The organism is Asaia sp. W19 (genome assembly GCF_003994335.1).
Classification (GTDB): Bacteria; Pseudomonadota; Alphaproteobacteria; order Acetobacterales; family Acetobacteraceae; genus Asaia.
In genome coordinates, this window is the sequence record NZ_PNQZ01000061.1 from 51,041 (window position 1) to 76,586 (window position 25,546).

Below are 25,546 nucleotides of genomic sequence, written 5' to 3' on the forward strand. Positions count from 1 at the left end.
GATCAGGGCGAAGCGGGCAGGTTGGACCAGAGCGTTGCGTTGCCACCGGGGGGCTGGGTAGCCTGATACACACCGCGCGCTACAGCGCGGGACAGGACATCGGCGGCGACGCTGCCCAGATGCGCCACGAGCAAGGCGCGTCCGTCTGAAGCGACGGACCGGGTGCCGGTGGCGAGAGCGAAGATCGTATCGCCGTCAAAGGGTGAGTGGATCGGGCGAATGGCCCGGGCGAGCCCGTCCTGCGCCATCATCGCGACACGCTTGAGTTCATCCTGATCGAGAGCAGCGTCGGTAGCGATGCAGGCGAGGGTGGTATTGGCGCGTGGATTCGGGTCGAGCTTGGTCCCTGTCCAGTCGTCCGGCGCGACGAGGGAGGGTGAAACGCCCAGTCCACCGAATTCCTGTCCCTGCTCGAAAGGCGCAGCCCAAAAACGCCGGTCGTGAGGGGGCGTGACGGCGCCAAGACTGTTCGTGGCCACAATTGCGCCGATCGTATACCCTTCGGGGGTGACCCAGGAGGCAGAGCCGATCCCGCCTTTCAGTCTTCCCGCCATTGCCCCGTATCCGGCTCCTTGCGTGCCTAACGCGACATTTGGTCCCGCCTGACTGACGGCCTCCATGCCGAGTGCGCGGTAAGGCGGTGTCTCACCCCATCTCTTATCACCTCCATTGTCGAGATCGTAGAGGATCGCGGCAGGGACGATGGGAGATGGCGGAACATCCTTCACGCTGCGCATGGCAAAGCCCCTGCCGCGTGCCCCAAGCCAGGCCGCTACGCCGTCAGCGGCGGCCAGCCCATAGACAGAGCCGCCGGAAAGAGTGAGTGCATCGATACGGTGCACCAGATTCCAGCTGTTGAGCGCGTCGGTTTCACGGGTTCCGGGGCCGCCGCCGCGCACGTCGACAGCACAGGGACAGGGTGAGGCTGGCAGGATGACCGTCACGCCGGTTCGTACCTGGCTGTCTTGCGCCTGACCCACGCGAAGTCCGCTTACGTCGGTCAGGCTGTTTTTGTCTCCTACGCGTCCTCTTGCCGTCGCAAAAGCAGGGCTGCGTATCATGCCCAACGCGGCCCCCGTCATCAGACTTGAGCGAATAAAGCTACGACGAAGCATGGGGCGTCCAGTCTTGGAGGGGAACGACGCAGGCAGCATGCCATAAAGGCGGTGCAGACGGGAGCCAGCATCCGGTTGAGAGCGAAATCTGCTGACATCACCTGACAGGACGGCTCATAACGCAAAAAGCGCCTGAATCCCGGTGAGGGGACCAGACGCTTCCTGTAGCTTGTCTCTATTTTCGGAAGGAAGCGATGTCAGAGCCCCGTCGGTGTTTCGACTGGGGCGACTGATGTGCCGACCCGAACCGCGCTCAGATATAGTGTTCGCTGAGGGGAGCAAATCCGTTGAAGCCGGTGGAACAATAGGTGGTGACATAGGCTCCGGTGGTCAGAAGCTCGATGCGATCGCCCGAGCTCAGTGCATGAGGCAGTTGTACGCGGTTCTTCTCATACATGATGTCGACACCATCACAGCTCGGACCGGCCACGACCGTCTCGCCCGTTGCCAGCCCGTCATGGGGCGTGCGGAAGCGATAGCGGATGGCTTCACCTTCGGTCTCGGCAAGGCCGCCGAAACGTCCGATATCGAGATAGACCCAACGCGGATCGCTTTCCTTGCCGCCGCGACGGCTGACAAGCACGACCTCGGTCGAAACGACACCGGCCTCGGCCACCATGAAGCGACCGGGCTCGATCAGCATCTGCGGCAGGGCGTTACCGAAATGCTCCGTCATCGCGCGTCCGATCGCGAGACCGAACTGTTCGATCTCGGGAATGTCGTCACGGTAACGCACGGGGAAACCACCACCGAGATTGACCATTTTGAGGTCGATTCCCGCTGCCGAGAGGTCGGTGAACAGCATGGCAACCTTGGCGATCGCTGCCTCATACGCTGCGGTGCTGGTCTGCTGGCTGCCCACATGAAAGGACAGGCCATAGGGTTCCAGACCCAGCTCGACCGACTTCAGCAGCAAGTCCTTGGCATGAGATACGGTGGTGCCGAACTTGCGTGACAGAGGCCAGTCAGCGCCTTCATTCTCGACCGCGAGGCGGCAAAAAACGCGCGAACCGGGCGCATGCTCGGCCAGCTTGGCCAGTTCCTCTTCGCTGTCGAACACGAACAGGTCGACGCCGAGGCCGAAAGCCTCGCGGATGGACGAGACTTTCTTGACCGTGTTGCCGAACGAAATCTGGCTGGCCTGCGCACCGGCATCAAGGCACTGATGGATCTCGCCGATGGAGGCTGCGTCGAAAGACGAGCCGAGACGCACCAGACGCTCGAGAATCGGCGCGGCAGGATTGGCCTTCACGGCATAATAGATGTGAGCGAGCGGCAGAGCATCACGCAGGGCGTGGTAGCGCTCTTCCACATGGTCGACATCGACGACGAGGCAGGGGGTTGCCGGCTGCTGTTCGGCAAGATAGCGGACGATTTTCGGAGTCATGAGTCACTCCTCCCGAAATCCGCCCGAAGCTGCACGGGCGGGTTTGTTGCGAAACGGTCGAACGGACCGGCGATCAGGACGAGGCTGGTTGCTCGAAAGTGAGCAGGATCAGCCCGATTGCCAGAACGCTTGACGTCGTTGCGTAACCTACAGAGGGCCAGTGGCACGTGCGTTGCTGCGTGGGGCGCATATGGGACCAAACCCCCCCTGTTGCAACTAAAAAATTGATGGTGTCTTTTTTTTCTTCGACCGGGGCGAAGTTGTGGCCCTGTAACGCTATACGCAGTGCAACGTTTCGGGAGTCTGAGCGTCATGATGGGGCAGTCTCCCTTTTCGTTTCGGGGCTGCGCGGGCAATAAAGAGCCCGCCTGACCCCAGGCAGAGCCTGAACCGCCTCAAGGGCGCCGAAGTGGCATGAACAAGGAGATCTTTGTGGACGAGTCCCCGACATCGGATAGTCAGGCCCGAAAAATTGCCCTTGAATCGGGTGGTGCCGTCGATGCGTCGAGACCGTCTGAGTCTCTGGCGAAGATCGCCGCCGAGACACCCCTTGCCGAGGAGGCGATGGGGCGCGAGGCACCCGGTACCGGCGCCAAAAGCCCTATCCATATGCCTCTGGGTGGGTGGAAGCTTGTCCTGCGTCAGACACTGAGCAATCTCGGATCGAGTCAGACCAGCCTCTCGGCTGCGGGATGCGCGTTCTACGCCACGCTTTCCCTGTTCCCGGCCATCTCATCGCTGATCTCGCTCTACGGACTGATCTTCGATCTGCAGACTGTGGAACCCCAGCTGAATGTCCTGCGCAATCTGCTGCCCGCGACCGCTTTCGAGCTCATCGCCTCGCAGATCCATACGCTGATTGCCCAGCCCCATGCCTCGCTCACGGTTGGACTGATTTTCTCGACAGCCATCGCCCTCTGGTCAGCCTCGGCGAGCACCAAATCGGTTCTTTCAGCGCTCAACCTTGCCTATGACGTTCTGGAGACGCGCGGGTTCTTCCGCTTCCAGTTTCTCGCGCTTGGGGTCACGTTTGGAGCTGTGGTGGGGGCCTGCATGACGCTGGCGCTCATGGTGGCTTTCCCGGCATTGATCGACTACATGCCAGACCTGCTCAACCGGTTCGGTCTGCGGAATCTGCCGCCCGAAATCCTGTATCTTACCGATTACCTCATGAGCTACAGCACCCGCTATATCGTCCATTTCGGCGCACCTGCCTTGATGCTGCTCTTCGTATTCATCGCGGTGACGCTTCTGTTCCGCTATGGCCCCTGCCGTGACAAGCCGGATTGGCGATGGATCGTTCCGGGCTCCCTGGTGGCCACGCTTCTCTGGGTGCTGACCTCGCTCGCTTTCTCCTATTACGTCAGTCATTTCGCCAGCTACGGCTCGACCTACGGCCCGCTAGGTGCTGTTGCCGCGATCATGATGTGGTTCTTCGTCGGCACCTATGTCGTGCTGTTCGGGGCCGAGTTGAATGCCGGGCTCGAGGATCGCATGAAGGGGTTCAACCCTAAGGTGCCAGGTGTCACGCGTGTGCAGGAGGGCAGCGAGCCCACGGTTGCAGTCGCCTCGGAAAGCTAGGTGCTGGTAATCGACTGTCAGGCCATAAAAAAGGGCGTGTGGCCAATGACCCACGCCCTTTTTTTTGTATCTCGCTCCAAAGAAGAAGTGACGTAGGAGCGGTTTACTTGTGGTGATGCACACGGCGCGTAGGGGCTGCTCGGCGCGCATGAGGCTTCACGACCGGAGTGACAGCATCGAGGGCTTGCTCGTTGGTGTCCTCAGCTTCCGCCTCGGCCACCTCAAGCGGCTGGTCTTCCTTGATGGCGGTATCGGCAGGAATAGGGGCGATCTTCACGTGAGCCGTACCACTGCCCAGCATACCGATTTCTGCTGCAGCTGCGTGAGAGAGATCGATGATGCGGCTGTTGAATGGTCCGCGATCATTGACGGTCACGATGACCGAACGACCCGTATCTTCGTTCTCGACCAGAACCTTCGAGCCCATGGGCAGGGTAGGATGCGCGGCCGTCAGGGCCTGGCCGTCCAGCCGCTCGCCGCTGCTGGTTCGATGACCGGCGAGGCGACGGCCATACCAGCTGGCGACGCCATGCTCAGACCATGAGAGCACATTATGGCTGGCTAGAGCGATACGATGGGCACGCTTGGCGAGCGCAAGGCGCACCGAGGAGGCCCAGGGGGCGTTCTCAGCGCTGGGTTCGGTCACGATCGTGGTCTGGGGCGCGGCCTGCGAGGCCGTGGCCGCGTGAGCGCCATGCTTCGGTGCGAATGCCGTGCAAAGCAGAGCGAGACCCCCGATTCGGGCGCGGAGACGCATCTTGCATCGTTCCGTGGAACTGAATGTCAGTTTTCTGCTTCTAGAAGATATCACGACAGCTTGCAGCCTTTTGCCCAGTTACTCCGAACGAACGAATGCCCCGACGATCCGGGGCGGCGAACGACGTGTGTATCACAGCCTGCCACGATTGCGAAATCGTGATGCCCGAACCTGCGCGAAAGAACCCTCAGAAGCGCATGAGACGGGCGAGAGGCTGTCTCATGAGGGGCACAGAAGCCGAGAAACGCGGCAGGAATGAGGCGTAAACCCTCTGCGCCATGCGGGAAGGCTTTTACGGCCCATGCGAAAGTGCTACGGGCTCCTTTCATGATTCGCCCGATGATTGCCGTGCTGAACGGCCCCAACCTCAACATGCTCGGAATGCGCCAGCCGGAAATATACGGCCATGCGACACTGGACGACCTTGAACAGGTTTGCATCCAGGCCGCCGAGCAGCTCGATGTCGCCATCGATTTTCGCCAGACGAATATCGAAGGGGAACTGGTTTCCTGGATTCAGGAATGCCGGGGAAGGGCGCGTGGTATCGTGATCAATCCGGCGGCCTATGGTCACACATCCATCGCATTGCTCGATGCGTTGCTCGCCACGGGCCTGCCGACGGTGGAGGTTCACATCTCCAACATCCATCGCCGCGATGCCTTTCGCCATCACACCTATACCTCCCAGGCCGCCATTGGCGTAATCTGCGGGTTTGGCGTGCGTGGCTATGCCATGGCATTGCGTGCACTCTATGACATGATCGAAGACGAGGACGAACGATGAGCCGTATGCTCGTGGACGCGGATGCCATCCGGGCATTGGCCGATATTCTGACTGAAACCGGACTGACCGAGATCGAGGTCGCGGAAAAGGACAGTCGCATTCGTGTGGCACGCAATGCCGGCGGCCAGGTGGTTCATGCCGTTGGCCCGGCACCCGCTGCTGCGGCGCCTGTTGCCGCACCTGCTCCGGCAGCTGCCCCGGTCGACGCTGCCAACCATCCTGGCGCTGTCAACAGCCCGATGGTCGGTATTGCCTATCTGGCACCCGATCCGTCGGCTCCCCCCTTCGTGCAGGAAGGCCAGGCTGTGACGGCCGGTCAGACCCTGATGCTGATCGAGGCGATGAAGACCTTCAATCAGATCAAGGCGCCGCGCGGCGGCACCCTGAAGCGTCTTCTGGTTTCCAGCGGTGACCCGGTTGAATTCGGCGAAGCGCTCGCCATCATCGAATAAGCATTACTGACTGAGTCTGGAACCCGATGTTTTCCAAGATCCTGATCGCCAATCGCGGCGAAATCGCGCTTCGCATCCTGCGCGCCTGCCGTGAACTGGGCATAGCGACGGTTGCCGTGCATTCAACGGCCGATGCCGATGCCATGCATGTCCGACTGGCGGATGAGGCGGTCTGCATCGGGCCGCCCTCTTCGCGTGACTCCTATCTGAACGTGGCTGCCATTCTTTCGGCCGCTACGATCACCGGGGCCGAAGCCATCCATCCCGGTTATGGCTTCCTTTCCGAGAATGCCGATTTTGCCGAGACGGTCGAGGAGCACGGCTTCGTGTTCATCGGCCCGACCGCCCATCATATCCGCACGATGGGTGACAAGATCATGGCCAAGACCACCATGCGCGAGCTTGGCGTGCCGCTTGTGCCGGGTTCGGATGGCGCATTACGCGATCTGGCCGCGGCGCGCGAAGTCGCCGCCAAGGTTGGTTATCCCGTGCTGATCAAGGCTGCAGCAGGCGGTGGCGGTCGTGGCATGAAGGTGGCACAGACTGAAGACGAGATCGAGGAAGCCTGGTCGGTAGCCCGCACCGAGGCCCGCGCGGCATTCGGTAATGACGAGGTCTATCTCGAAAAATATCTCGACAAGCCGCGTCATATCGAGCTGCAGATCATGGCTGATACGCATGGCAATGTCGTGCATTTCGGCGAGCGTGACTGCTCGCTGCAGCGTCGTCACCAGAAGCTTCTGGAAGAAGCTGGATCGCCCGTTCTCTCGGCTGAGGAGCGCGATGCGATCGGGGCGACTGCAACGGCAGCACTCAAGAAGATGGGCTACCGCAACGCCGGTACGCTGGAATTCCTCTATCAGGACGGCCAGTTCTGCTTCATCGAGATGAACACGCGTCTTCAGGTCGAGCATCCCGTGACCGAAATGGTGTGCGATGTCGATCTCGTTCGTGAGCAGATCCGCGTGGCAGCCGGTCAGGCGCTCGGCTATGAGCAGTCGGACATCACCTTCAGTGGTCATGCCATCGAATGCCGCATCAATGCGGAAGATCCTGAAACCTTCATGCCGAATCCCGGCACGATCAAGGTCTTTCATGCACCGGGTGGTCTGGGTGTGCGTATCGACAGCGCCATCTATGCCGGGTATCGCGTTCCGCCCTATTATGACAGTATGATCGCCAAGCTGATCGTCCATGCCCCGACACGTGCCGAGGCGATTGCACGCATGATGCGGGCTCTGGACGAATGCGTGGTGGATGGTGTGAAGACGGTCATTCCGCTGCACCGCAAGATCCTTGCCGACCCGCAGTTCCAGAAGGGTGACTACACGATCCACTGGCTCGAGAAGTTCGTCGACTCTCTCAAGAAATAAGAACACTGCACAAGGAATCTCCTCCGATGCCGGTATGCGTTGAAACCTTCGTTCTCACCTGCCGCTCGGGGAGCGTCCCCGCTATCGTGGGCGCCCTTGAGGCGCCCCTCGTGGGTCGCGCTGGATTTCTGGGCTGCTGGACTACCGATCTCGGTGCTCTGAACGAAATTGTCGTTCTTTTCAGCCAGACTCCTCAGGATATCGTCTGGCCCGACCATGCGGCGGGCGTCGAGCGTATCGACCGTCAGCGCTGGACACTGATCGGCGGGACGCAGCCAGCTCCGGGTGCTTTCGGGGGCGCCTATGAATGGCGTGTCTATGATATCCTGCCAGGCCGCGAAGCAGAGGTGACGGCGCTGATGGAAGGCGCACTCCCAGCGCGCTCGGCTGTCTCACCAGCCTATCTCGTCATGACTTCGAGCGATGGTGTGTCGCGTCTGGCCCATGCCTGGCCGTATGCCGATCTTGCGGAGCGCGCAGCCAGGCGCAAACAGGCGGTTGAAACAGGCGCCTGGCCGCCCAAGGGTATTCTTCCGCTCCTGGGCGCCATGAAGAGTGCTATCCTCGTGCCTGTAGGTTATTCCCCCAGCTGCTGAGCAGGCCAGGCGCAACGCCACCTGGTGCCCGCCAAAGGATCATCAGCCTCTGCCCCCCCCGCTGGGAGGGATGAGTCGGGTGTGCGCCCGCCCGGAGCCGGGCGCAGCGCCCTGGATGCCTCTTATTGAAACCCGAAGCCCTCCGCATGAATGCCTCAGCGGACGGTCGTATCAATGCGGTTTTGCCTCCGCCGTGCCGTTGAAAGCTTCGGGCGCCATGGGGGCAATCGGGTGTTGGTCCAGCAAGGTGTTAAGTGTCTCGAGTGCCTTGTCGAGCTGTTGATCCTGACCGTTGAAGGTGGCGACAGGCATGTTTTCCACCGTGATGTCGGGCTCGACGCCGTGATTTTCGACCAGCCAGTGGCCTTTCATGTCGAAATAGGGACGCTCCGCCGTCCGGGGCAGACCGTTATCGGCCAGACGATCGGTATCGGACAGCCAGACGCCCGCGCCAGCAGTACGCACACCGATGAGAGGGCCTAGACCGAGGGATTTGGCTCCCTGGGAGAAGGTCTCTCCGTCGGAATAGGTGAAGGCGTCGCACAGCACGACAAGATGCCCGCGGAAAGTCTGCTGCATGTTGCCCTGAGGCGCCTTGCCATGATCGGACCAGAACATCCACACCTTGCGCAGCAACTCCGACAGGACCCATGAATCGATATTCCCGCCCAGATTGCGACGCACATCGATCACGAGGCCGTCTTTTTCGGTCTGGCTGAAAAAATCGCGCGTGAAACGAGCGATGTCGTCCTTGCCCATGGCGCGCAGATGCACGTAGCCGATCCGTCCATGGCTGGCATCGGCAACATAGCGCGCGCGCTCGTTTTCCCAGGCCTGCAGGCGCAAGGACGCATCCTGTTTGGCGCCGATCGCCGTCGTGACAATCTGGAACTGGCGGTCCTTGCGCTTGAGGGTGAGAAGGATCTGACGATTGGCCTGGTTGGCGAGAAGGGCGGTCAGATCGGGCTGATCGGCGAGGCTCTGTCCGTTCAGGGCAATGATCAGGTCACCGGGGCGAGCATCGACGTCTGGAGCTGCCAGCGGCGAGCGATCATCGGGTAGATCGGGGTCACCCTCATAGATGCGATCGATCAGGAATCCGCCCGGCTGACGGGTCAGATGAGCGCCAAGGCTCGCAATCAGGACCGCGTTGTCGCGCTCGGGGGTTTGCGGCGCGCGAAGCTGGGAATGAAGCGCATTGAGTTCGCCCATCATCTGGCCGAGCAGATCGTCCAGATCGGAGCGATCGCCGACGCGTGACAAGAGCGGGCGATAGCGTTCACGGGTTGCGTTCCAGTCCACCCCGTGCAGCGCGGGGTCATAGAAATGATCGCGATGCAGGCGCCAGGCATCGTTGAACATATCCTGCCATTCGGCCCCCGGGTCGACCCGCAGGCGGAAGCCGTCGAGTGTCACCGTGGTATTGGCGCCACTCACGCCACTCATCGAGCCCGTGGCGGGTACGAGCTGGATCTTGGGGCGCGCATCCTCCTTGCCGGAGACAAGCATGAGTGTCTTGCCATCCGGGGTAAGGGACATGTCGCGCAATCCCGTCGCGAAATCACTGGGCTTGATTTCGCCCGGCTCGATCTTGATCGCACGAAGCGTCAGGTCGTCATCCTTGCTGACCGGCTGATCGGGTTTGTGAGCCAGAACGTACAGCGTGTCAGGGCCCACCGCGATCTTGCTGAATGTTCCTGCCGGAAAAGGAAGCTGGTAGAGGCGGTTCGGCAGGTTCTCGACATCGAGGATGGCGGCAGGCTTCTTGCCAACCGATTTTCCCGGCGCATCGGTCGTCTTTGCCGGTGCGGGCGGTAGGAGTTCGGTGACCGGGGCAAAGGGAAAACGTCCGTCCTTTTGCAGCGCGAGGGCGAAAACCCCCGTGCGCTGCGTAAACACGGGGGCAGGCGCACGGTCGCCCCATGGGCTTCCGTTGTTCAGGCTGAAATGCCTGTCGGAAAGAAACCACAGGAAATGCCCGTCCGGGCTGAAACTGGGCGCATAGGATTCATAATCGGGAGTGGTCGCCCAGAGTGTCGTGCCGGTATCGAGCGCATAGAGCGCGATCTGACGGCGTATGTTCTCTCCCCGGGCCCTGACGAAAGTGAGTAGGCGTCCGTCATGCGACCAGGCAAGGGAATCATATTCGCTCTGTCCGTCCAGACGCGCATCGTCGATCAGCTTGTCGGTATGAGTGGAGAGATCAAGGAGATACAGATGCCCTGAAAGATCAGTATGGGCGATATGGCCGCCATCGGGTGAGACCCAGAGGCCTGTCGGTTCTCCCTTGGTGCCATGGGTGAGCTGTGTTCCCTCGCTGCCACCGGCAGCAGGAAAAGCCCAGAGTTCTGATTCCCCGCCCTTGTCGCTGAAGGCATAGAGCGTCTTGCCATCGGGGGAGAGCGCAGCATGACGCAGGCGTGTGGTCGGTGCCGTAGCCAGGGTGATGCGACGCAAGGGGCCGGGTGCGGCTAGCACGGCGTGGCCTCGGATGGTCAGGGCCACCTGCTTGCCGTTCTGGGCCAGGGCGATATCCGTGAGGAAGGGATAGGGATTGTCCAGCCAGAGCGGGCGGCGGGCGGCACGATCACTCGCAATCTCGACAGGGATGAGGGTTTCCGATCCGGTCTCGAGGTCGAGATGATACAGATCCGCGCCGAGTTGGTAGACAATATCATGGCCGCTCAGACTGGCCTCGCGCACGCCGAAATCGTCGTGATGGGTCAGGGCGTGTCCCTCTGTCCCGTCCAGCGCATAGCTCCAGAGATTATCCCGCCCGTCACGGTCGCTGATCACGATCAGCCTGTCTTTCCAGAGCATGGGACGCCGCATATTGGCGTCTGTGGGGCCGATCCGCTCTGCCTCGACCCCGCCCTTGAGCTTATAGCGCCAGAGCTGGGCCATCGCGCCGCCGCGATAGAGCCGCAAATGATCGTGGCTCACCGCCGTACCGAAACGCACGAAGTAGATCCACTGGCCGTCGGGGCTCAGGGTGGCGTCATTGGCATCTGCCAGCGGATAGACCCGGCGTGTTCCGCTGACCGGATGAATGGCGACGACGATATGGCTCAGCCCGGGGCCGGTGGGCGGGGCGGTGCTGTACAGAATACCCGCCTTGCGGTCCCAACCAATAGGTGTGACGCTCTGGTTCTCATAGGTCACGCGCTTTGGCGTGCCGCCTTCGATGGGCATGACGTAAAGCTCGGTCGGGCCATCGTAATTGGCCAGGAAGGCAACCTGCTTGCCATCGGGCGAGAGAATGGGGTGCGGGTCGGTGCCGATGGGTGCGGTGAGGCGGCTGGCGGGGCCTCCCTGCAGGCCGACGCTCCAGACTGATTGCTCTGCGTCGAACACGACCTGCGTGCCGGAAAGCGCCGGGTCGCGCAGATAGCCCGGTGCGGCCTGTGCCGTCAGAGGCGCCAAGGCGAGAAGGGCGACACTGGCGAGGAGCGGGGAGAAACGCATGAGCACCTTCCGGATAAAACACAAGACCCGTTAGAGAACGGGGAGAGGGCAGATGGCAAGCCCTGCCGGTCTTTTGGCGCCGGGACTTACGCGGCTTCAGCGCGCCTGTTCGGGCACGCCCCACGGAGTTTGACTACGAGGCACCCGACGGAAGCCTCCCTCCTGGCCCTTCAGGCGGTTGCGGCCTTCAGGCCGGCGCCAGCAGCGAGCGGGCAAAGGGGAAGCGCAAGGGCAAGGAAAGCCCCCAGAAAGTCGAGTTCCGTGGCAAAGCTCCGCCCGTTGGTCGCCGCATCGGCGGCGGCGGCACCGAAGATCAGCACCGGCGTTGCCAGAGGCAGCACGAGCAAGGGCAGCAGGACGCCGCCCCGCCGCGCACCCAGGACGAGCCCAGCCGCCATGCCGCCCAGAAGGGAGAGCAGCACCGTGCCCAGAGCCAGCCCAGCCAGAATGGGCGGTATATCCGCAGGAGTTCCGCCGAGCATCAGCGTCAGTGGTACGGTGGCCATCAGGAGTGGTAAGCCGGTGGTCAGCCAATGCGCGAAGATTTTCGCCAGAGCGAGCAGGCCGGGAGGCAGGCCGAGCATCAGCAGATGATCGAGTGCCCCGTCTTCCAATTCGGCTCCGAAAACACGATCCAGAGGTAGCAGGCTTGCCAGAAGGGCACAGACCCAGATGATACCGGGGGCCAGGCGATGCAGCATTGCGGGGGAGGGACCAAGCGCGAGCGGAAACAGGCTGCCGCAGAGCAGGAAAAAGAGCAGGGCCGCGAGAGTGTCTGACCCGTGACGCACTGCCAGACGCAACTCGCGTCTGACCAGAGCGAGAAACGCACTTCCGATCATGACAGGCCCTCAGAGGGATTGAGGGCGAGGCTACGCGCATCGGGCAGAGGAAGAGGTACATGGGTTGTGGCGACGATCATCCCACCCGCGGCACGATGCGCCGCCATGAGGGTGCCGAGCCGGGCGATCGCGCGCTGATCGAGGCCGAGGCTCGGCTCATCAAGCAACCATAGCCGCGCGTGGCGCAGCAGGATGCGGGCGAGAGCCCCACGCCTCTTTTGGCCGGCAGAAAGCAGCCTGGCGGGGAGGTCGGCAAGATCGAGCAGATCGAGAGCATTCAGCGCCCTTTCCATATCGCTCTCGAAAAGCCTCGCTTCCAGCGTGAGATTCTCCCGCAGGGTCAATCCGGGTTTGAGCGCATCTGCGTGGCCGAGATAGGCGATATCCAGAGCTTGCTCTGGGTCATGCCCGTCACGACCGCCCATCGTGAGGCGGCCTCCCTGGAGAGGACAGAGCCCGGCCAGAACGCGCAGCAGCGTCGATTTGCCCGAACCGTTTGGTCCCGTCAGCAGCAAAGCCTCACCGGCAGACAACGCGAGGCTTGTTCCGTCCAGAACAAGGCGCATTCCGCGAATCACGGTTACGTCATGCAAGACGAGCCAGGGTGCATGAGACGAGGGAAAACCTGACATTGTGCGGAAATAACATCTTCCTGAGAGAGTTTCATTCGACTCTGTGCGAATAAGGGTCGAGACTGTATAGAAGGGCCAGCCCGCAAGGGCCAGTTGACAAGGCAGCCAGTTGACAAGGCAGGAGGACAAGCCATGAGAACCGTTGGACGGGATTCCCTGGGCGTGATGCGGGATCTGGAGGTTGATGGCCGGAAGTACCGCATATTTTCCCTGCCTGAGGCGGCGAGCAAGCTGGGCAATCTGTCCCGCCTGCCGGTCAGCCTCAAGGTCCTGCTCGAAAACGTACTCCGCTTCGAAGACGGGCTGAGCTACCGCACGGAAGATGCGCAGGCCATTGTCGACTGGACCGCGAAGGGCCACTCGGATCAGGAAGTGCCCTTCAAACCGGCGCGTATCCTCATGCAGGATTTCACGGGCGTTCCCGCCGTGGTCGATCTCGCCGCCATGCGCGATGGCATCATTGCCCTCGATGGTGACCCGGAGAAGGTGAACCCGCTGGTGCCGGTCGATCTCGTGATCGATCACTCGGTCATGGTCGATGTGGCGGGCAGCGCCGATGCGCTGGAGCGCAATGTCGAGATCGAGTTCGAGCGCAATGGCGAGCGTTACGCCTTTCTGCGCTGGGGCCAGGGCGCGTTCGAGAACTTCCGCGTCGTACCGCCGGGTGCAGGTATCTGCCACCAGGTGAACCTCGAATATCTGGCGCAGGCCGTCTGGACCGGTACGGTCGATGGCAAGGACTATGCCTATCCGGATACGCTCTATGGCACGGACAGCCACACCACCATGGTGAATGGCATGGGTGTGCTCGGGTGGGGTGTGGGCGGCATCGAGGCCGAGGCCGCGATGCTCGGCCAGCCGATCGCCATGCTGATCCCGGATGTGATCGGCGTGCGTCTGGACGGCATGCTTCCTGAGGGGGCTACCGCGACCGATCTGGTGCTGACCATCACCGAAATGCTGCGCGCCGAAGGCGTGGTCGGCAAATTCGTGGAATTCTTCGGCCCCGCCCTCGATCATCTGCCGGTGGCCGATCGTTCGACCATCGCCAATATGGCCCCGGAATATGGTGCGACCTGCGGGTTCTTCCCGGTCGATGCGCTGACGCTGGACTATCTGCACCAGACGGGCCGCGACGAGCATCGCATTCGCCTCACAGAAGCCTATCTGCGTGCCCAGGGCATGTTCCGCGATGCCGACACCCCCGAGCCCGTATTCTCGAAGGTGCTGTCGCTCGATCTGTCGACCATCATCCCCTCGCTGGCGGGCCCCAAGCGTCCTCAGGACCGCGTCGCGCTGACCGATGCGACCTCGGCTTTCGAAGAAGCCCTGACCACCACACTGGGCGTCAAGCCCGATGACGTGCGTAAGCGCGCCATCGTGGCCGGTTCGGATTACGATATCGGTCATGGCGATGTGGTGATTGCGGCCATCACCTCCTGCACCAACACCTCCAACCCGGCCGTTCTCGTGGCAGCTGGTCTGGTGGCGCGCAAGGCCCGTGCCCTCGGCCTCAAGCCCAAGCCCTGGGTCAAGACGTCGCTGGCGCCCGGCTCGCAGGTGGTGACGGATTATCTCGACAAGGCCGGACTCAGCGCCGATCTTGACGCGCTTGGCTTCGAGACGGTCGGCTATGGCTGCACGACCTGCATTGGTAATTCGGGCCCCATCGCCCAGCCGATCGTGGATGCGATCGAGGGGAATGGCCTTGTCGCCACGTCGGTATTGTCGGGTAATCGTAACTTCGAAGGGCGTATCTCGCCCAACGTGCGTGCCAATTATCTCGCCAGCCCGCCGCTTGTGGTGGCCTATGCGCTACTTGGTACGCTGCGCAAGGATATCACGAAAGAGCCGCTTGGCATCTCGACAGAGGGCAAGGAGATCTTCCTGCGCGATATCTGGCCCAGCAATGAAGAGATTGCGGCGCTCATCAAGTCCTCCGTCACGCGTGAGAGCTTTGTAGAGCGTTATGGCAGCATCTCGAAGGGGACGAAGCAGTGGCAGGCTCTGGCCGTCGCCAGTGATGCCCGTACTTTCGCCTGGTCGGACAGCTCGACCTACATCCAGAAGCCGCCCTATTTCGAAGGGCTGACCAAGGAGCCGGGCGAGACACATGACATCGAGAATGCCCGTATTCTTGCGCTGTTGGGCGATAACATCACGACCGACCATATCTCTCCGGCAGGCGCCATCAAGCCGTCTTCACCGGCAGGCAAATTCCTGAGCGAGCATCAGGTATCGGTGGCCGATTACAACTCCTACGGATCGCGCCGTGGCAATGACCGCGTGATGGTGCGTGGCACCTTCGCCAATATCCGTATCCGCAACGAGATGCTGCCCGGTGTCGAAGGCGGCATGTCGAGATATCTGCCCGACGGGACCGTCGCATCGATCTATGACGTCGCACATCGCTACCAGCAGGATGGCACGCCGCTGGTCGTGATCGGCGGCCGCGAATACGGCATGGGCTCGTCGCGCGACTGGGCGGCCAAGGGTACGAACCTGCTGGGCATCAAGGCCGTGATCGCTGAGAGCTTCGAGCGTATCCATCGTTCCAATCTCGTGGGCATGGGCGTTCTGCCTCTGACCTTTCGCGAGGGCACGACCCGCAAGACGCTGGGACTGGATGGGACCGAAACGATCACCCTGGGTGGGCTCGATTCCATTACGCCACGGATGACCGTGCCGATGACCATCACCCGCGCCAGCGGCGAGACCGAGCAGGTCGAGCTTCTCTGCCGCATCGATACGCTTGATGAAGTCGCCTATTACAGGCATGGAGGAATTCTTCCTTATGTCCTGCGCGGGATGACCGAAACTGACTGATCACGCCGAGACCGTTCTCGACGCCAGAAACATCACCAAGAGCTTTGAGCGACATGTCGTGCTTCACGACATGTCGCTTCGCGTTAAGCGCGGTGATCTGATCTCCATCATTGGCCCCTCGGGCTGCGGCAAATCGACCTTTCTCCGCTGCCTGAACTTCCTGGAAATTCCCGATTCCGGATCGATTCGCATCCGGGATGTCGAAATCGACAAGAGCGATGGCCAGGGCTGGAACCGGGCCCAGGAGCGTCGCGCTCACAAGCTGCGCGCCCATGTGGGTATGGTTTTCCAGTCTTTCAATCTGTTTCCGCATCGCACCGTGCTCGATAACGTCATGATGGCGCCGCGCGCCGTTAAGAAAATTTCTCCCGCCGAGAGTGAGCCTCTGGCACGCAGCCTTCTGGCCAAAGTCGGTCTGGAAGGTCTGGCGGGGCGCTATCCTGGAACCCTTTCGGGGGGGCAGCAGCAGCGTGCCGCCATTGCCCGGGCATTGGCCATGAAACCAGCCGTGATGCTGTATGACGAGCCGACCTCGGCGCTCGACCCGGAACTGGCCGAGGAGGTTCTTCAGGTCATGCGACGCCTGGATGAAGAGGGGATGACGCAGATCGTGGTGACCCATGACATGCGCTTCGCCCGCGCCGCCTCGGATCGCGTTCTCTATGTAGAGGGGGGCAGGATCATCGAGAGCGGCGATCCCGAAGAGCTGTTTGCTGCTCCCGAAGATCAGAGAACACGTCGTTTCCTGAGGTCTCTCCTGTGAGCGCAGGTCTGACCGCCCGCATGAGGCTGCTCATCCTGCTTTGCGTCGCGCTCTTTCTCCCCGGTCCCCGCGCCTTTGCGGCTCCGGCATCAGCCGTGCATGAATTGAGCTGGGCGTCGGATGGCGAAGCCAATGTGCCTTATGTGTTTCATGATCCTGCCGATACGACCCGACTTGAGGGGTTCGAGTTCGACATGGTCCAGGAAATCGCCCGACGTCTGGGGCGAGAGGCACGTTTCGTCCAGAATGACTGGGACGGGCTGATACCGGGTTTGCAGCGCGGCATGTACGATATGGTGGTTGATGGCATCGAGATGACGCCCGACCATTTGCAGGCGGCCTTGTTTTCGCGTCCCTATTACGTCACCGGTGATCGTATCGTGGTGCGTCGCGATCGTCAGGAGTTGAACAGCTTCAGCGCGCTGCGTGGTCATGTGGTCGGGACGATCAAGGAAACGCTCGCCGAGCGCCTGTTGCAACGGGAACCGAGTATCAGCGTGCGCTCGTACGAGGAGGAGACCTACGCCTTCTCCGATCTGCGCAACGGGCGGCTGGATGCCTTGCTGCTGGATGGTCCTATCGCGCTCTATTATGCAGGTGTGACCGATGATCTTGTGATCGTAGGCGATCCGATAGGCCAGACACGGTACGGGATTGCTTTTCGCCAGGGCAATCTGGCCCTTCATGACGCGGTTGACCGTGCTCTGGGCGAGATGATGCAGGATGGTACCCTGCAGGATATCCTCGGACGCTGGAATCTCTGGACGCCCGAGATGGCCCAGATGACGGGCGATCATACGCAGCGCCATGTCGCGCCAACGCAATGGCTGCGCTACCGCGACGCCATGCGCAGTCAGACCGGCTGGATGGGGCAGATGCGGCGCTATGTGGGGTTTCTGCCGATCATTGCCGAGGCCGCGGGACTGACGCTCGTGGTTTCCGCCCTGGCCATGGTGCTGGCCGTCAGCCTGGGCCTTCTTCTGGCCCTAGGTCGCCATTACGGCCCGGGTCTCGTTCGGGGCGCCTGCGGGCTGTACATTGAAATCGTCCGTGGAACGCCATTGCTCATCCAGGTATTGTTCATTTTTTATGGCTTGCCGGGACTGGGTATCAAGCTCTCACCGTTCTTTGCCGGTGTCCTCGCGCTCGGCCTGAACTACGCTGCCTATGAAGCCGAGAATTATCGGGCGGGCTTGTCTTCGGTGCCCAGAGGGCAGATGGAGGCCGCGATTGCCCTCAACATGACCCATGGGCAGGCAGTGCGACTCGTGATCATTCCGCAGGCTTTTCGTACCGTGCTGCCTGTCATGACCAACGATTTCATTGCCCTGCTGAAGGATTCCTCGCTCGTCAGCGTCATCACCCTGACCGAGCTGACCAAGACCTATATCCGCCTGTCCTCAACCTACTACGATTACATCGGTACGGGGCTGCTGATCGGGGCGGCTTACCTGCTGCTCGGTCTGCCTTTCGTTCGCTTCGCGCGCCATGTGGAGCGCAAGCTGGGCCAGAGCGTCAGGCGCTCCGGTCACCACTGACGGGCAATGTAACAAAGCAAGGGGCGGTCTGGGGCACGAACGGCGATATCTTCGCGGGAGACGAGGCATTCGGAGCGGGTCATGACTTTCCATCACGCGCGCTTGCGGGCTTCTTCATGGCGATGAGCTCGTAGAGATAACTCACAGCGACCGCCGCTGCGATTGCCGGCTGCCGGGCCCAGCCTGGCGTCAGAAGATAAGCGGCGTAGCATAGGGCAGCGCGCAGAATGAAATGGATGAGCCCAGCCCGATCATCCGCACCCCACCCATGAGGCACCCAGACAATCCCGGCATAGAGGCCTACGCCCAGCATGAGCAGGCTTGGATCATGCGCTGCTATCCCGGCCAGGATTGCGAAGGGGATGAGCAGTCCCGTAACGGTGATGCAATTCATGAAAAGCTGGGTAATGGGGTTGTGGCGCGCGCTCCTCTGAAGGCCGGGAGCGCCGAACATCCTGTCAAGAATGATCGACAGGGGGAGTGGGATGGCTGCGACGATCAGGTAGGCATAATAGGGCAGTCGAGGGCCGAGTCCGTAGCTCGCCAGCGCGAGGCACGCCCAGGCGAGAAACCCTGAGACCGGCATGGACTGGCTGCAACTTGCCAGGTAACGCCTGCGCAAGATGTCGAGCGGTAGGCCGGGCTCATCGCAAGATAAAGACTTCATGAGTGTCAGATCCTGTCCGTATTGCAGGACAGGATGGCAGAAGATGTTGAGATAGAGGCAATAAAAGAGGCAACGCGAGTGGTTTTTTTTTGGAGGAATTCTTTTGGCGCGTCTGATCGTGTGCATTGGTGGGAGCCCATTCAGCATGGGCAACGGATGCCGCCTCCCCAGTCGCGCCCAATCCGAGGCTACTACAACAAAAAGGCCTTATTGCGGTGGTGCCGCTGGATCACGAGACAAATCGACTGGCACGGGGGTTGTCGTGGTATCCTGCGTCATGTAGCGCCTGAGCAACGGTATCCACTGGTTAAGCCACCGATCTGTCTTGCGTACGAAGGTTTCTGCGCTCGGTACCTGAGCGAGGGTTGCCTTATCCCAATAGGGTTGGGGAGCAAGAAGCTGCACCGTCCCGGTCTTCGTCGGGGAAAGCAGATAGGTGACAGCCGAGGTGCCCTTGTTGCTATCCATTGCCCCGCTGCTCTGAATCCAGTTGGCGACGATGAAGAGCGAAGGCATGGGAAAGCCGAGGGCCGAGAGACGCTTGAACGCGAGCTGGATCAGTTCGTCAGACGAGATGACGCCGTTGGGTCCCATGACCGCGTTGGCGACGAAGGCGCATTCACTACGACCGTCAGCGCGATCAGCGAATATCTGCGCGCTGTAATTGCGGTCGTCATGGCAGTGGCTGGTGGCCTGCTGCACGATGTCGATAGGCAATTGCTCGGTGGCTGTGCGAGCCACGATGACGCCTGTGACGACCCCGCGATCGGTTCTGACCAGGATATTGATCAGCATCTGCCCACCGGGCCCGTACTGACCTGTCAGCACGGGATGCCAGATTCCGGCAGGCAGCGGCAGGGTGTGACCGCCAAACGGGATCGAACCGACCATGGCGGTTGTGATATCCGGGGCGATTAGGCGATTTGTCCCGTTGTCAGGCGCATCCTGTTGTCCAGGGTTTCCCTGCGGGGCAGAAGCGTTTCCGTCCGCAGAGGCCTGAGCCTGAGGCAACGCTGTGCCTGCGGGAGGCTGCATACCCGGTATCCGGCTTAACCAAGGTGCTTTAGCAAGCATCCAGGGCATTGGAAAAAGCAAGCCAAGAACTGTGAAGACGATCATCACGTAGATCGTGAGTCGCCAGACAGGCGCCCGGCGCCACAAGCGGGGAAAAGCTGACACTGTTTTTATGGTCCCGATTGCGATCAGGGGCTCAGGCGAGCTGTAAGGGATTTGCTGTCATCGGCGATCTCGGCCTTGACCCCGTCATTTCCCATGACGAGGCGGACAAGCTTCGCATCGTTCTGGCGCGCGAGAATCAGGCTCTCGCTCACCATATCCTCGATGGAGCGAACAAGATCACGGGCGGAAGCTCCGGCACCGAGCTTTTGCTGCCGCTGCATGAGCTGGAACAGGAGATAGGCGTCGATGCCACCCGCCTCGACATTGAGGCCATAGCCCTTGATCATGGCTTCAATCTCAAGGGCGGCTACACGCGCCAGATCAAGATCGCGCAACTGGCGGAAGACGAAGATGCGGTCGAGGCGGTTGAGCACCTCAGGCGCAAAGCCGGCCTTGCGCAGGGCCTCTGTCGATTCCGCGCGCATACGATCAGCGTCGTCATGAAGTCGATCTGCGATTTCTGTCAGGGCCTCGGTGGCAATATTCGAGGTCAGCATGAAGATGGCGCGGGTTGTTGAGATCTGAGCGCCGGTGGAAGCCTCGGTAACATGGCCATCATTCCATGCTGTAAGGAACTTCTTGAAGACGTCGGGATGCGCCTTTTCGATCTCGTCCAGCAGAACGATAGCATCGGGCTTTTCCTGCAGCCCTCCAGTGAGTTTGCCAAAGCTGTCGGAGCCCACATAGCCTTTCGGTGAACCGAAGAGCATGGTGGCAGCGTGCGGGCTCGACATCTGGGTCATGTCGAAATGCAGGAGGGGCCGCTCCATCTGGCGCGCAATCTGCTTAGCGAGATAAGTCTTACCTGTCCCTGGTGGCCCCGCCAGCAGGAAGATCCCGACGGGCTTGTTGCGGACTGTCAGCGCCAGACGTCTACGCAACTGCTGCGCAATGTCCTCGCAGACCTGATCCTGCCCCACCACCTTCGCGCGCAGGCCGGCGGCAAGTTCTTCGGCGTTAATCGCGACCTCCTTCTGCTCCTGGGCCAGAAGCTCCTCGAGAGCGACGCGGTTTGTGAGGCGGGCGAGAATATCCATGACAAAGCCTTTGCGACGACGAAGTCCCTTGCGGGCCAATTTTGCGGAACGAACTTCGTAAAGGAGGCCGGAAACAGTGAGGAAAGCTGCGAACCCCGCAACAGGAAGGTAGGCGTCTCTCGCCCAGGAGAGAAAGCGAATCAGCATCCCACCGGAGAGATGGAGCGAGACGGCAGCCTGAATGCTCGCGAGGATCAGGAAGATAACCATCATCACGGGCATGAGACGGTTTAGGGCGGGCAGCAGGGCTTTCATTGTACGATAACGTCCAGGACAATCTGCTGGTTGAGGCTCGTAATGAGCGGCAGGATCTGCGGTCCGAGGGTGGTCAGGATACCCGTTCCCAGACCTCCTGTCGGCGGTGGGGTCAGGGGATCGATCGTGACTTCTCCAGCTAGGTAGATTGGCAGAACGACCGATTGCAGATCAGGTTTGAGCACCAAGTTCTGCCTCAATCCACCTGAGGTGATGGCGACCGACTGTCCGATGGCGCCGGAAACCTGCGCAATCGGCATGCGGACGAGGCGCATACGTCTATTTTTAACCGCAGCCAGGATCTGGGCGCGCTGTTGCTCGTCAAAACCGGTCGAGGCGAGCGCTGATGCGGCCTTGTCCGTCGGGACGAGCGCGAATTGCGTGTCGAAATGCATGGCATCCGGACGGATCTGAGGCTCCGCATTAGGTTGCTCTGCCTGCATTGCAGAGGTGAGAGAAGACGATGGCGGCGCTGAAGTAGAAGATGATTTGTTCCATATGACGCCGCCCAGACACGCAGCCATGACGGCGGTCGCCATCACAAGCTTGGGGGTCAGGCTCATACGCTCATTGTCGGATTGTCGGACAGAGTTACCCGACCCGTCGAGAAGCGGTCTGAGTTGTGGCTCGGGGGTGTCGTTCATTGGGTCAAGTGTGACAGGATTAGAAGCGTCTGGGCAAGAGGCGTGTTACATGAGGAGTGTAATCAAGAGTTACGCTTTCGCGGTGACGCCATGTGGCGTGGTTCGCAGGTCCGAAGATCGGCGTATGCTACGAGTCTTGCATCTGACCGGACATTGGCCTACACAGCCGGTATTCCTTTCATCTTTCGTCTTATCGGGGGGTGGCCTTGACCGGCCGCCTTTTTTGTCTTGGCCATAGAAATTCCCAGCCTGAACGGTCTTGAAGCGCGCATTGCGCAGCAGATCGAGCCGACCCTGACCGATCTCGGTTACGAGCTCGTGCGCCTGAGCGTGCTGGGCCGCGAGACGCCTACCATCCAGATCATGGCGGATCGCGCCGATGGGTCGCTTATCGGCATCGAGGATTGCGAGCAGATCAGCCACGCCGTCGGTGCTGTGCTGGATGTGGACGATCCGATTCCGGGCGCCTGGACGCTCGAGGTTTCCTCCGCCGGGATCGATCGCCCTCTGACGCGCCTCAAGGACTGGGACCGGTTTGCCGGCCATCTGGTGAAGGCCGAACTGGATCTGCCTCTCAACGGACGCAAGCGTTTCTCCGGCATCATCACCGGCACGCGCGAGAACTCTGCCGTAATCCGTCTGGACGACGGCGAGGAAGCCGTTCTTCCGGTTGACACCATTCGCAAGGCGCGCCTCGTCCTGACTGATGCCCTGATCGAGGCCAGTGCCGCCATGATGGGCATTGCGTCCGAGGAAGAAGGGGCAGAAGAAGAGGAAGCGCCGCGTCGCAAGACGCCGAGGCTCAACCCGGCCAAGCCTGGCAAGGGGACGAAGCCGGGGCGCAAGACACACTGATCTGGCGCACCGAGTTCCGGTACGCCCATAACTGGACATACCGAGTTTACCGCTTATTCCGTTTCTGCTGGTCTGCGCGGCATCGCGCTCCGTATTTGAGGATTTCGTCTGATGGACACCTCCGTTACCCGTCCTGAGCTGCTTCTGGTGGCAGACGCTGTTTCGCGTGAAAAGAACATCGATCGTGAAGAAGTGCTGGAGGCGATGGAGCAGGCCATCCAGAAGGCAGGGCGCGCCAAATATGGCCATGAGAAGGATATCCGCGCGACGATCGATCGCCGCTCCGGCGAGGTGCGTCTCTCGCGCTGGACCGAAGTGGTCGAGACGGTCGAGAATGAGGATACCCAGATCCCGCTCACCATTGCTGTGAAGTTCCAACCCGAAATCAAGCTTGGCGAGCATCTGGTCGACCCGCTGCCGCCCATCGATTTCGGACGTATCGCCGCCCAGACCGCCAAGCAGGTCATCGTGCAGCGCGTGCGCGAATATGAGCGCAAGAAGCAGTACAACGAATTCAAGGACCGCGTGGGCGAGATCGTCAACGGCACGGTCAAGCGCACGGAATACGGTAACCTCATGGTCGAGATCGGCCATACCGAGGCGCTGCTGCGTCGTGACGAGCTGATCCCGCGCGAGTCTTTCCGCAATTCCGATCGCGTGCGCGCCTATATCTACGACGTGCGCGACGAGACACGCGGCCCGCAGATCTTCCTGAGCCGCACCCACCCCGCCTTCCTGGCCAAACTGTTCGCGCAGGAAGTGCCTGAGATCTACGACGGTATCATCGAGATCAAGGCTGTTGCCCGTGATCCCGGATCGCGTGCCAAGATGGCCGTCGTGTCCAAGGACGCCTCGATTGACCCGGTCGGCGCCTGCGTTGGTATGCGCGGCTCCCGTGTCCAGGCGGTTGTGGCCGAGCTGCAGGGCGAGAAGATCGACATCATCCCCTGGAGCCCGCAGGCCGCCACCTTCGTGGTGAACGCCCTGGCCCCCGCAGAAGTGACCAAGGTGGTCATGGATGAAGAGGCCGGTCGCGTGGAAGTGGTTGTTCCGAACGAACAGCTCTCCCTGGCAATCGGTCGTCGTGGCCAGAATGTACGTCTGGCCAGCCAGCTCACGCGCTGGGATATCGATATCCTGACTGAAGCCGAGGAATCGGAACGTCGTCAGGAAGAATTCCGCAAGCGCACCCAGCTCTTCGTCGATGCGCTTGATGTCGATGACGTGATCGCAGGCCTGCTCGTCACCGAGGGCTTCCACACCATCGAGGAACTGGCCTACGCCGATCCCGATGAACTGCATGCGATCGAAGGGTTTGATGAAAGCGTGGCAGAAGAGCTGATGCGCCGTGCCGAGGAATTCCTCGTGCAGAAGGAGCAGGAGCTGGATGACAAGCGTCGCGGATTGGGAGTCGAGGATTCGATTGCCGAGCTGGGCGTCTTCACCAATGCCATGCTGGTCACCCTGGGTGAGAAGGGCGTGAAAACCCTCGACGATCTGGCTGATCTGGCTGGCGATGAACTTGTCGAAATGCTGGGTAGTGACAATATAGACGAAGATGCTGCCAATGAGATCATCATGGCAGCGCGTGCCCACTGGTTCGACGGTGAGCAGGCCGAGGAAGCCCCCGAGGAAGGGGAGGCTTCCGACGTCTGAGCTCCACGAAACACGCACACCGAGTCCCGACTCCGAAACCGATGTCGATCTGATCGAACTCGATGACGAGAAGGGGCCGCAGCGGCGCTGCATCGTGACCCGCAAGAGCGGAAATCCCGATGGAATGCTGCGTTTTGTCATCGCGCCGGATGGCACGGTCGTCCCCGATCTGGCGGTAAAGCTGCCAGGGCGGGGAATCTGGTTGAGCGCCAACCGGGATGTGCTAGAAACCGCGCGGACGCGTCATCTGTTCTCCAGAGCAGCGCGTCAGCCGGTAAAGGTGCCTGAGGATATTGCGCAGGTACTGGTTTCAGGAATAGAAGCGCGGCTGGTGCAGGGGCTGGGGCTCGCGCGCCGGGCCGGTCAGGCTCTCTGTGGGTTTGTTAAGTGTCGCGAATGGATTGCCGCCGGCAAGGCAGGGCTGGTGATCCAGGGATCGGGCGGAAGCCCGGATGAGTTGCGGCGTCTGATATCGGGAAACAACAAGCTTCCGGTACTGACGTTACCGGCCCAGATGCTCGCGACGGCATTCGGGCGGGAACATGCGGTCTATGTTGTGATAGCGCCCGGGGCGCTGGCGCAGCGTCTGATGGCTGAGCATGAACGATTTTTGGGGCTGACCGATGGGTTGGTTCCTGAGCCGCACCAGGGGCGGCTCGGACGGGAACAGGCAGGTATATGAGCGAAGGCAACGAACGGAACCAGGGCACTCAGGCTCAGGGCGGTCAGACAGATGGCCAGAATGTCCAGGATCAGGGCGCCCAGGCTCAGGGTGACCAGGGTAAGGGACGTCTGTCCCTGCGTCCGGGCGGGCGCATGGAACTCGGGCGGACGGTAGACGCAGGCTCTGTGCGTCAGAGCTTCAGCCACGGCCGCTCGAAGGTGGTCCAGGTGGAAGTGCGCAAGAAGCGCGAGACAACTGAGCGCAAGGACGGTCGTGGTGCCGCGGGCGGTCGTGGCGGTCGTGCAGGTGCAGGTCGTGCCCTGACCCCGGCTGAACTCGCGATCCGCCAGCGTGTGCTCGAAGAGCAGCGCAAGGAAGCAGCCCGCGAGGCCGCGCGTCTCGAAGAGGAAAAGATTCGCATTCTCTCCGCTGCCGAAGAGGCAAAGCGTGAAGAGGAAGCCCGTGCCGAAGCCGCGGCT

The 25,546-nt window shown here is 61.3% G+C and carries 21 protein-coding genes and 1 pseudogene; 12 read left to right on the forward strand and 10 right to left on the reverse strand.

Annotated elements, in window-relative coordinates; all coding sequences use genetic code 11:
• Positions 1–2: 2 nt before the first annotated feature.
• Positions 3–1,061: a P1 family peptidase gene (locus C0V97_RS11410; RefSeq protein ID WP_233582120.1), complete on the reverse strand. Its 1,059-nt coding sequence runs from the start codon at positions 1,059–1,061 to the stop codon at positions 3–5.
• A 307-nt stretch (positions 1,062–1,368) separates the two neighbouring features.
• On the reverse strand, positions 1,369–2,502 hold the full coding sequence (locus tag C0V97_RS11415; protein WP_127102720.1) for a type III PLP-dependent enzyme: 1,134 nt from the start codon (positions 2,500–2,502) through the stop codon (positions 1,369–1,371).
• Between the two features lie 564 nt (positions 2,503–3,066).
• Between C0V97_RS11415 and C0V97_RS11420 the strand changes: the two genes are divergently transcribed.
• Positions 3,067–4,083 (forward strand): YihY/virulence factor BrkB family protein, encoded by a 1,017-nt coding sequence (locus tag C0V97_RS11420; protein ID WP_127102900.1) that lies wholly within the window; start codon positions 3,067–3,069, stop codon positions 4,081–4,083.
• A gap of 103 nt (positions 4,084–4,186) precedes the next feature.
• Here the strand turns inward: C0V97_RS11420 and C0V97_RS11425 are convergent, their stop codons facing one another.
• Positions 4,187–4,840: a septal ring lytic transglycosylase RlpA family protein gene (locus C0V97_RS11425; RefSeq protein ID WP_127102721.1), complete on the reverse strand. Its 654-nt coding sequence runs from the start codon at positions 4,838–4,840 to the stop codon at positions 4,187–4,189.
• A 327-nt stretch (positions 4,841–5,167) separates the two neighbouring features.
• Here C0V97_RS11425 and aroQ point away from each other — a divergent pair, with 327 nt between their 5' ends.
• The 4 genes from aroQ to C0V97_RS11445 are packed head-to-tail and all read left to right on the forward strand — an operon-like array spanning position 5,168 to position 8,044.
• The gene (aroQ, locus tag C0V97_RS11430) at positions 5,168–5,623 is read left to right on the forward strand and encodes a type II 3-dehydroquinate dehydratase (RefSeq protein ID WP_023979560.1); all 456 of its coding nucleotides are present in this window, start codon (positions 5,168–5,170) and stop codon (positions 5,621–5,623) included.
• Positions 5,620–6,075, forward strand: a complete 456-nt coding sequence (locus tag C0V97_RS11435; protein WP_127102722.1) for an acetyl-CoA carboxylase biotin carboxyl carrier protein subunit — start codon at positions 5,620–5,622, stop codon at positions 6,073–6,075. Before aroQ ends, C0V97_RS11435 begins: the two co-directional genes overlap by 4 nt.
• Before the next feature lie 26 nt (positions 6,076–6,101).
• Positions 6,102–7,448 carry an acetyl-CoA carboxylase biotin carboxylase subunit gene (gene accC, locus C0V97_RS11440; RefSeq protein WP_127102723.1) on the forward strand — a complete coding sequence of 449 codons (1,347 nt, stop codon included), beginning with the start codon at positions 6,102–6,104 and terminating at the stop codon, positions 7,446–7,448.
• 26 nt (positions 7,449–7,474) lie between these two features.
• Entirely contained in the window at positions 7,475–8,044 is a 570-nt protein-coding gene (locus C0V97_RS11445; RefSeq protein ID WP_127102724.1) for an NIPSNAP family protein, read from the forward strand.
• Between the two features lie 171 nt (positions 8,045–8,215).
• Here the strand turns inward: C0V97_RS11445 and C0V97_RS11450 are convergent, their stop codons facing one another.
• The 3 genes from C0V97_RS11450 to ccmA form a co-directional block, all read right to left on the reverse strand.
• Positions 8,216–11,509, reverse strand: a complete 3,294-nt coding sequence (locus tag C0V97_RS11450) for a S41 family peptidase (RefSeq protein ID WP_127102725.1) — start codon at positions 11,507–11,509, stop codon at positions 8,216–8,218.
• Between the two features lie 170 nt (positions 11,510–11,679).
• A complete protein-coding gene (gene ccmB / locus C0V97_RS11455) occupies positions 11,680–12,351 on the reverse strand; it encodes a heme exporter protein CcmB (protein WP_127102726.1) in 672 nt (223 codons plus the stop codon).
• Positions 12,348–12,983 carry a heme ABC exporter ATP-binding protein CcmA gene (gene ccmA, locus C0V97_RS11460; RefSeq protein ID WP_127102727.1) on the reverse strand — a complete coding sequence of 212 codons (636 nt, stop codon included), beginning with the start codon at positions 12,981–12,983 and terminating at the stop codon, positions 12,348–12,350. Before ccmA ends, ccmB begins: the two co-directional genes overlap by 4 nt.
• Before the next feature lie 132 nt (positions 12,984–13,115).
• Here ccmA and acnA point away from each other — a divergent pair, with 132 nt between their 5' ends.
• From acnA to C0V97_RS11475, 3 genes are all read left to right on the forward strand, one after another.
• Positions 13,116–15,809, forward strand: a complete 2,694-nt coding sequence (acnA, locus tag C0V97_RS11465) for an aconitate hydratase AcnA (RefSeq protein WP_127102728.1) — start codon at positions 13,116–13,118, stop codon at positions 15,807–15,809.
• A 70-nt stretch (positions 15,810–15,879) separates the two neighbouring features.
• On the forward strand, positions 15,880–16,572 hold the full coding sequence (locus C0V97_RS11470; RefSeq protein WP_127102729.1) for an amino acid ABC transporter ATP-binding protein: 693 nt from the start codon (positions 15,880–15,882) through the stop codon (positions 16,570–16,572).
• A gap of 20 nt (positions 16,573–16,592) precedes the next feature.
• Entirely contained in the window at positions 16,593–18,110 is a 1,518-nt protein-coding gene (locus C0V97_RS11475; RefSeq protein ID WP_127102901.1) for an ABC transporter substrate-binding protein/permease, read from the forward strand.
• Positions 18,111–18,189: 79 nt separating this feature from the next.
• Here the strand turns inward: C0V97_RS11475 and C0V97_RS11480 are convergent, their stop codons facing one another.
• The 4 genes from C0V97_RS11480 to C0V97_RS11495 form a co-directional block, all read right to left on the reverse strand.
• Positions 18,190–18,777 (reverse strand): DUF7010 family protein, encoded by a 588-nt coding sequence (locus C0V97_RS11480; RefSeq protein WP_127102730.1) that lies wholly within the window; start codon positions 18,775–18,777, stop codon positions 18,190–18,192.
• 207 nt (positions 18,778–18,984) lie between these two features.
• On the reverse strand, positions 18,985–19,812 hold the full coding sequence (locus C0V97_RS11485; RefSeq protein ID WP_127102731.1) for a hypothetical protein: 828 nt from the start codon (positions 19,810–19,812) through the stop codon (positions 18,985–18,987).
• Positions 19,813–19,979: 167 nt separating this feature from the next.
• On the reverse strand, positions 19,980–21,248 hold the full coding sequence (locus tag C0V97_RS11490; RefSeq protein WP_127102732.1) for an AAA family ATPase: 1,269 nt from the start codon (positions 21,246–21,248) through the stop codon (positions 19,980–19,982).
• A complete protein-coding gene (locus C0V97_RS11495) occupies positions 21,245–21,892 on the reverse strand; it encodes a hypothetical protein (protein WP_127102733.1) in 648 nt (215 codons plus the stop codon). The genes C0V97_RS11490 and C0V97_RS11495 overlap by 4 nt, the downstream gene beginning before the upstream one ends.
• A gap of 228 nt (positions 21,893–22,120) precedes the next feature.
• Between C0V97_RS11495 and rimP the strand changes: the two genes are divergently transcribed.
• The 4 genes and pseudogenes from rimP to C0V97_RS18945 all read left to right on the forward strand — a co-directional run.
• Entirely contained in the window at positions 22,121–22,747 is a 627-nt protein-coding gene (gene rimP / locus C0V97_RS11500) for a ribosome maturation factor RimP (protein WP_127102734.1), read from the forward strand.
• A gap of 111 nt (positions 22,748–22,858) precedes the next feature.
• Positions 22,859–24,403: a transcription termination factor NusA gene (gene nusA / locus C0V97_RS11505; RefSeq protein WP_127102735.1), complete on the forward strand. Its 1,545-nt coding sequence runs from the start codon at positions 22,859–22,861 to the stop codon at positions 24,401–24,403.
• Positions 24,315–25,085, forward strand: a complete 771-nt coding sequence (locus C0V97_RS11510) for an RNA-binding protein (RefSeq protein WP_127102736.1) — start codon at positions 24,315–24,317, stop codon at positions 25,083–25,085. The genes nusA and C0V97_RS11510 overlap by 89 nt, the downstream gene beginning before the upstream one ends.
• A pseudogene (locus C0V97_RS18945) lies at positions 25,082–25,520 on the forward strand (translation initiation factor IF-2 associated domain-containing protein); the annotation flags it as partial. The gene C0V97_RS11510 and the pseudogene C0V97_RS18945, both read left to right, overlap by 4 nt.
• Positions 25,521–25,546: the final 26 nt, after the last annotated feature.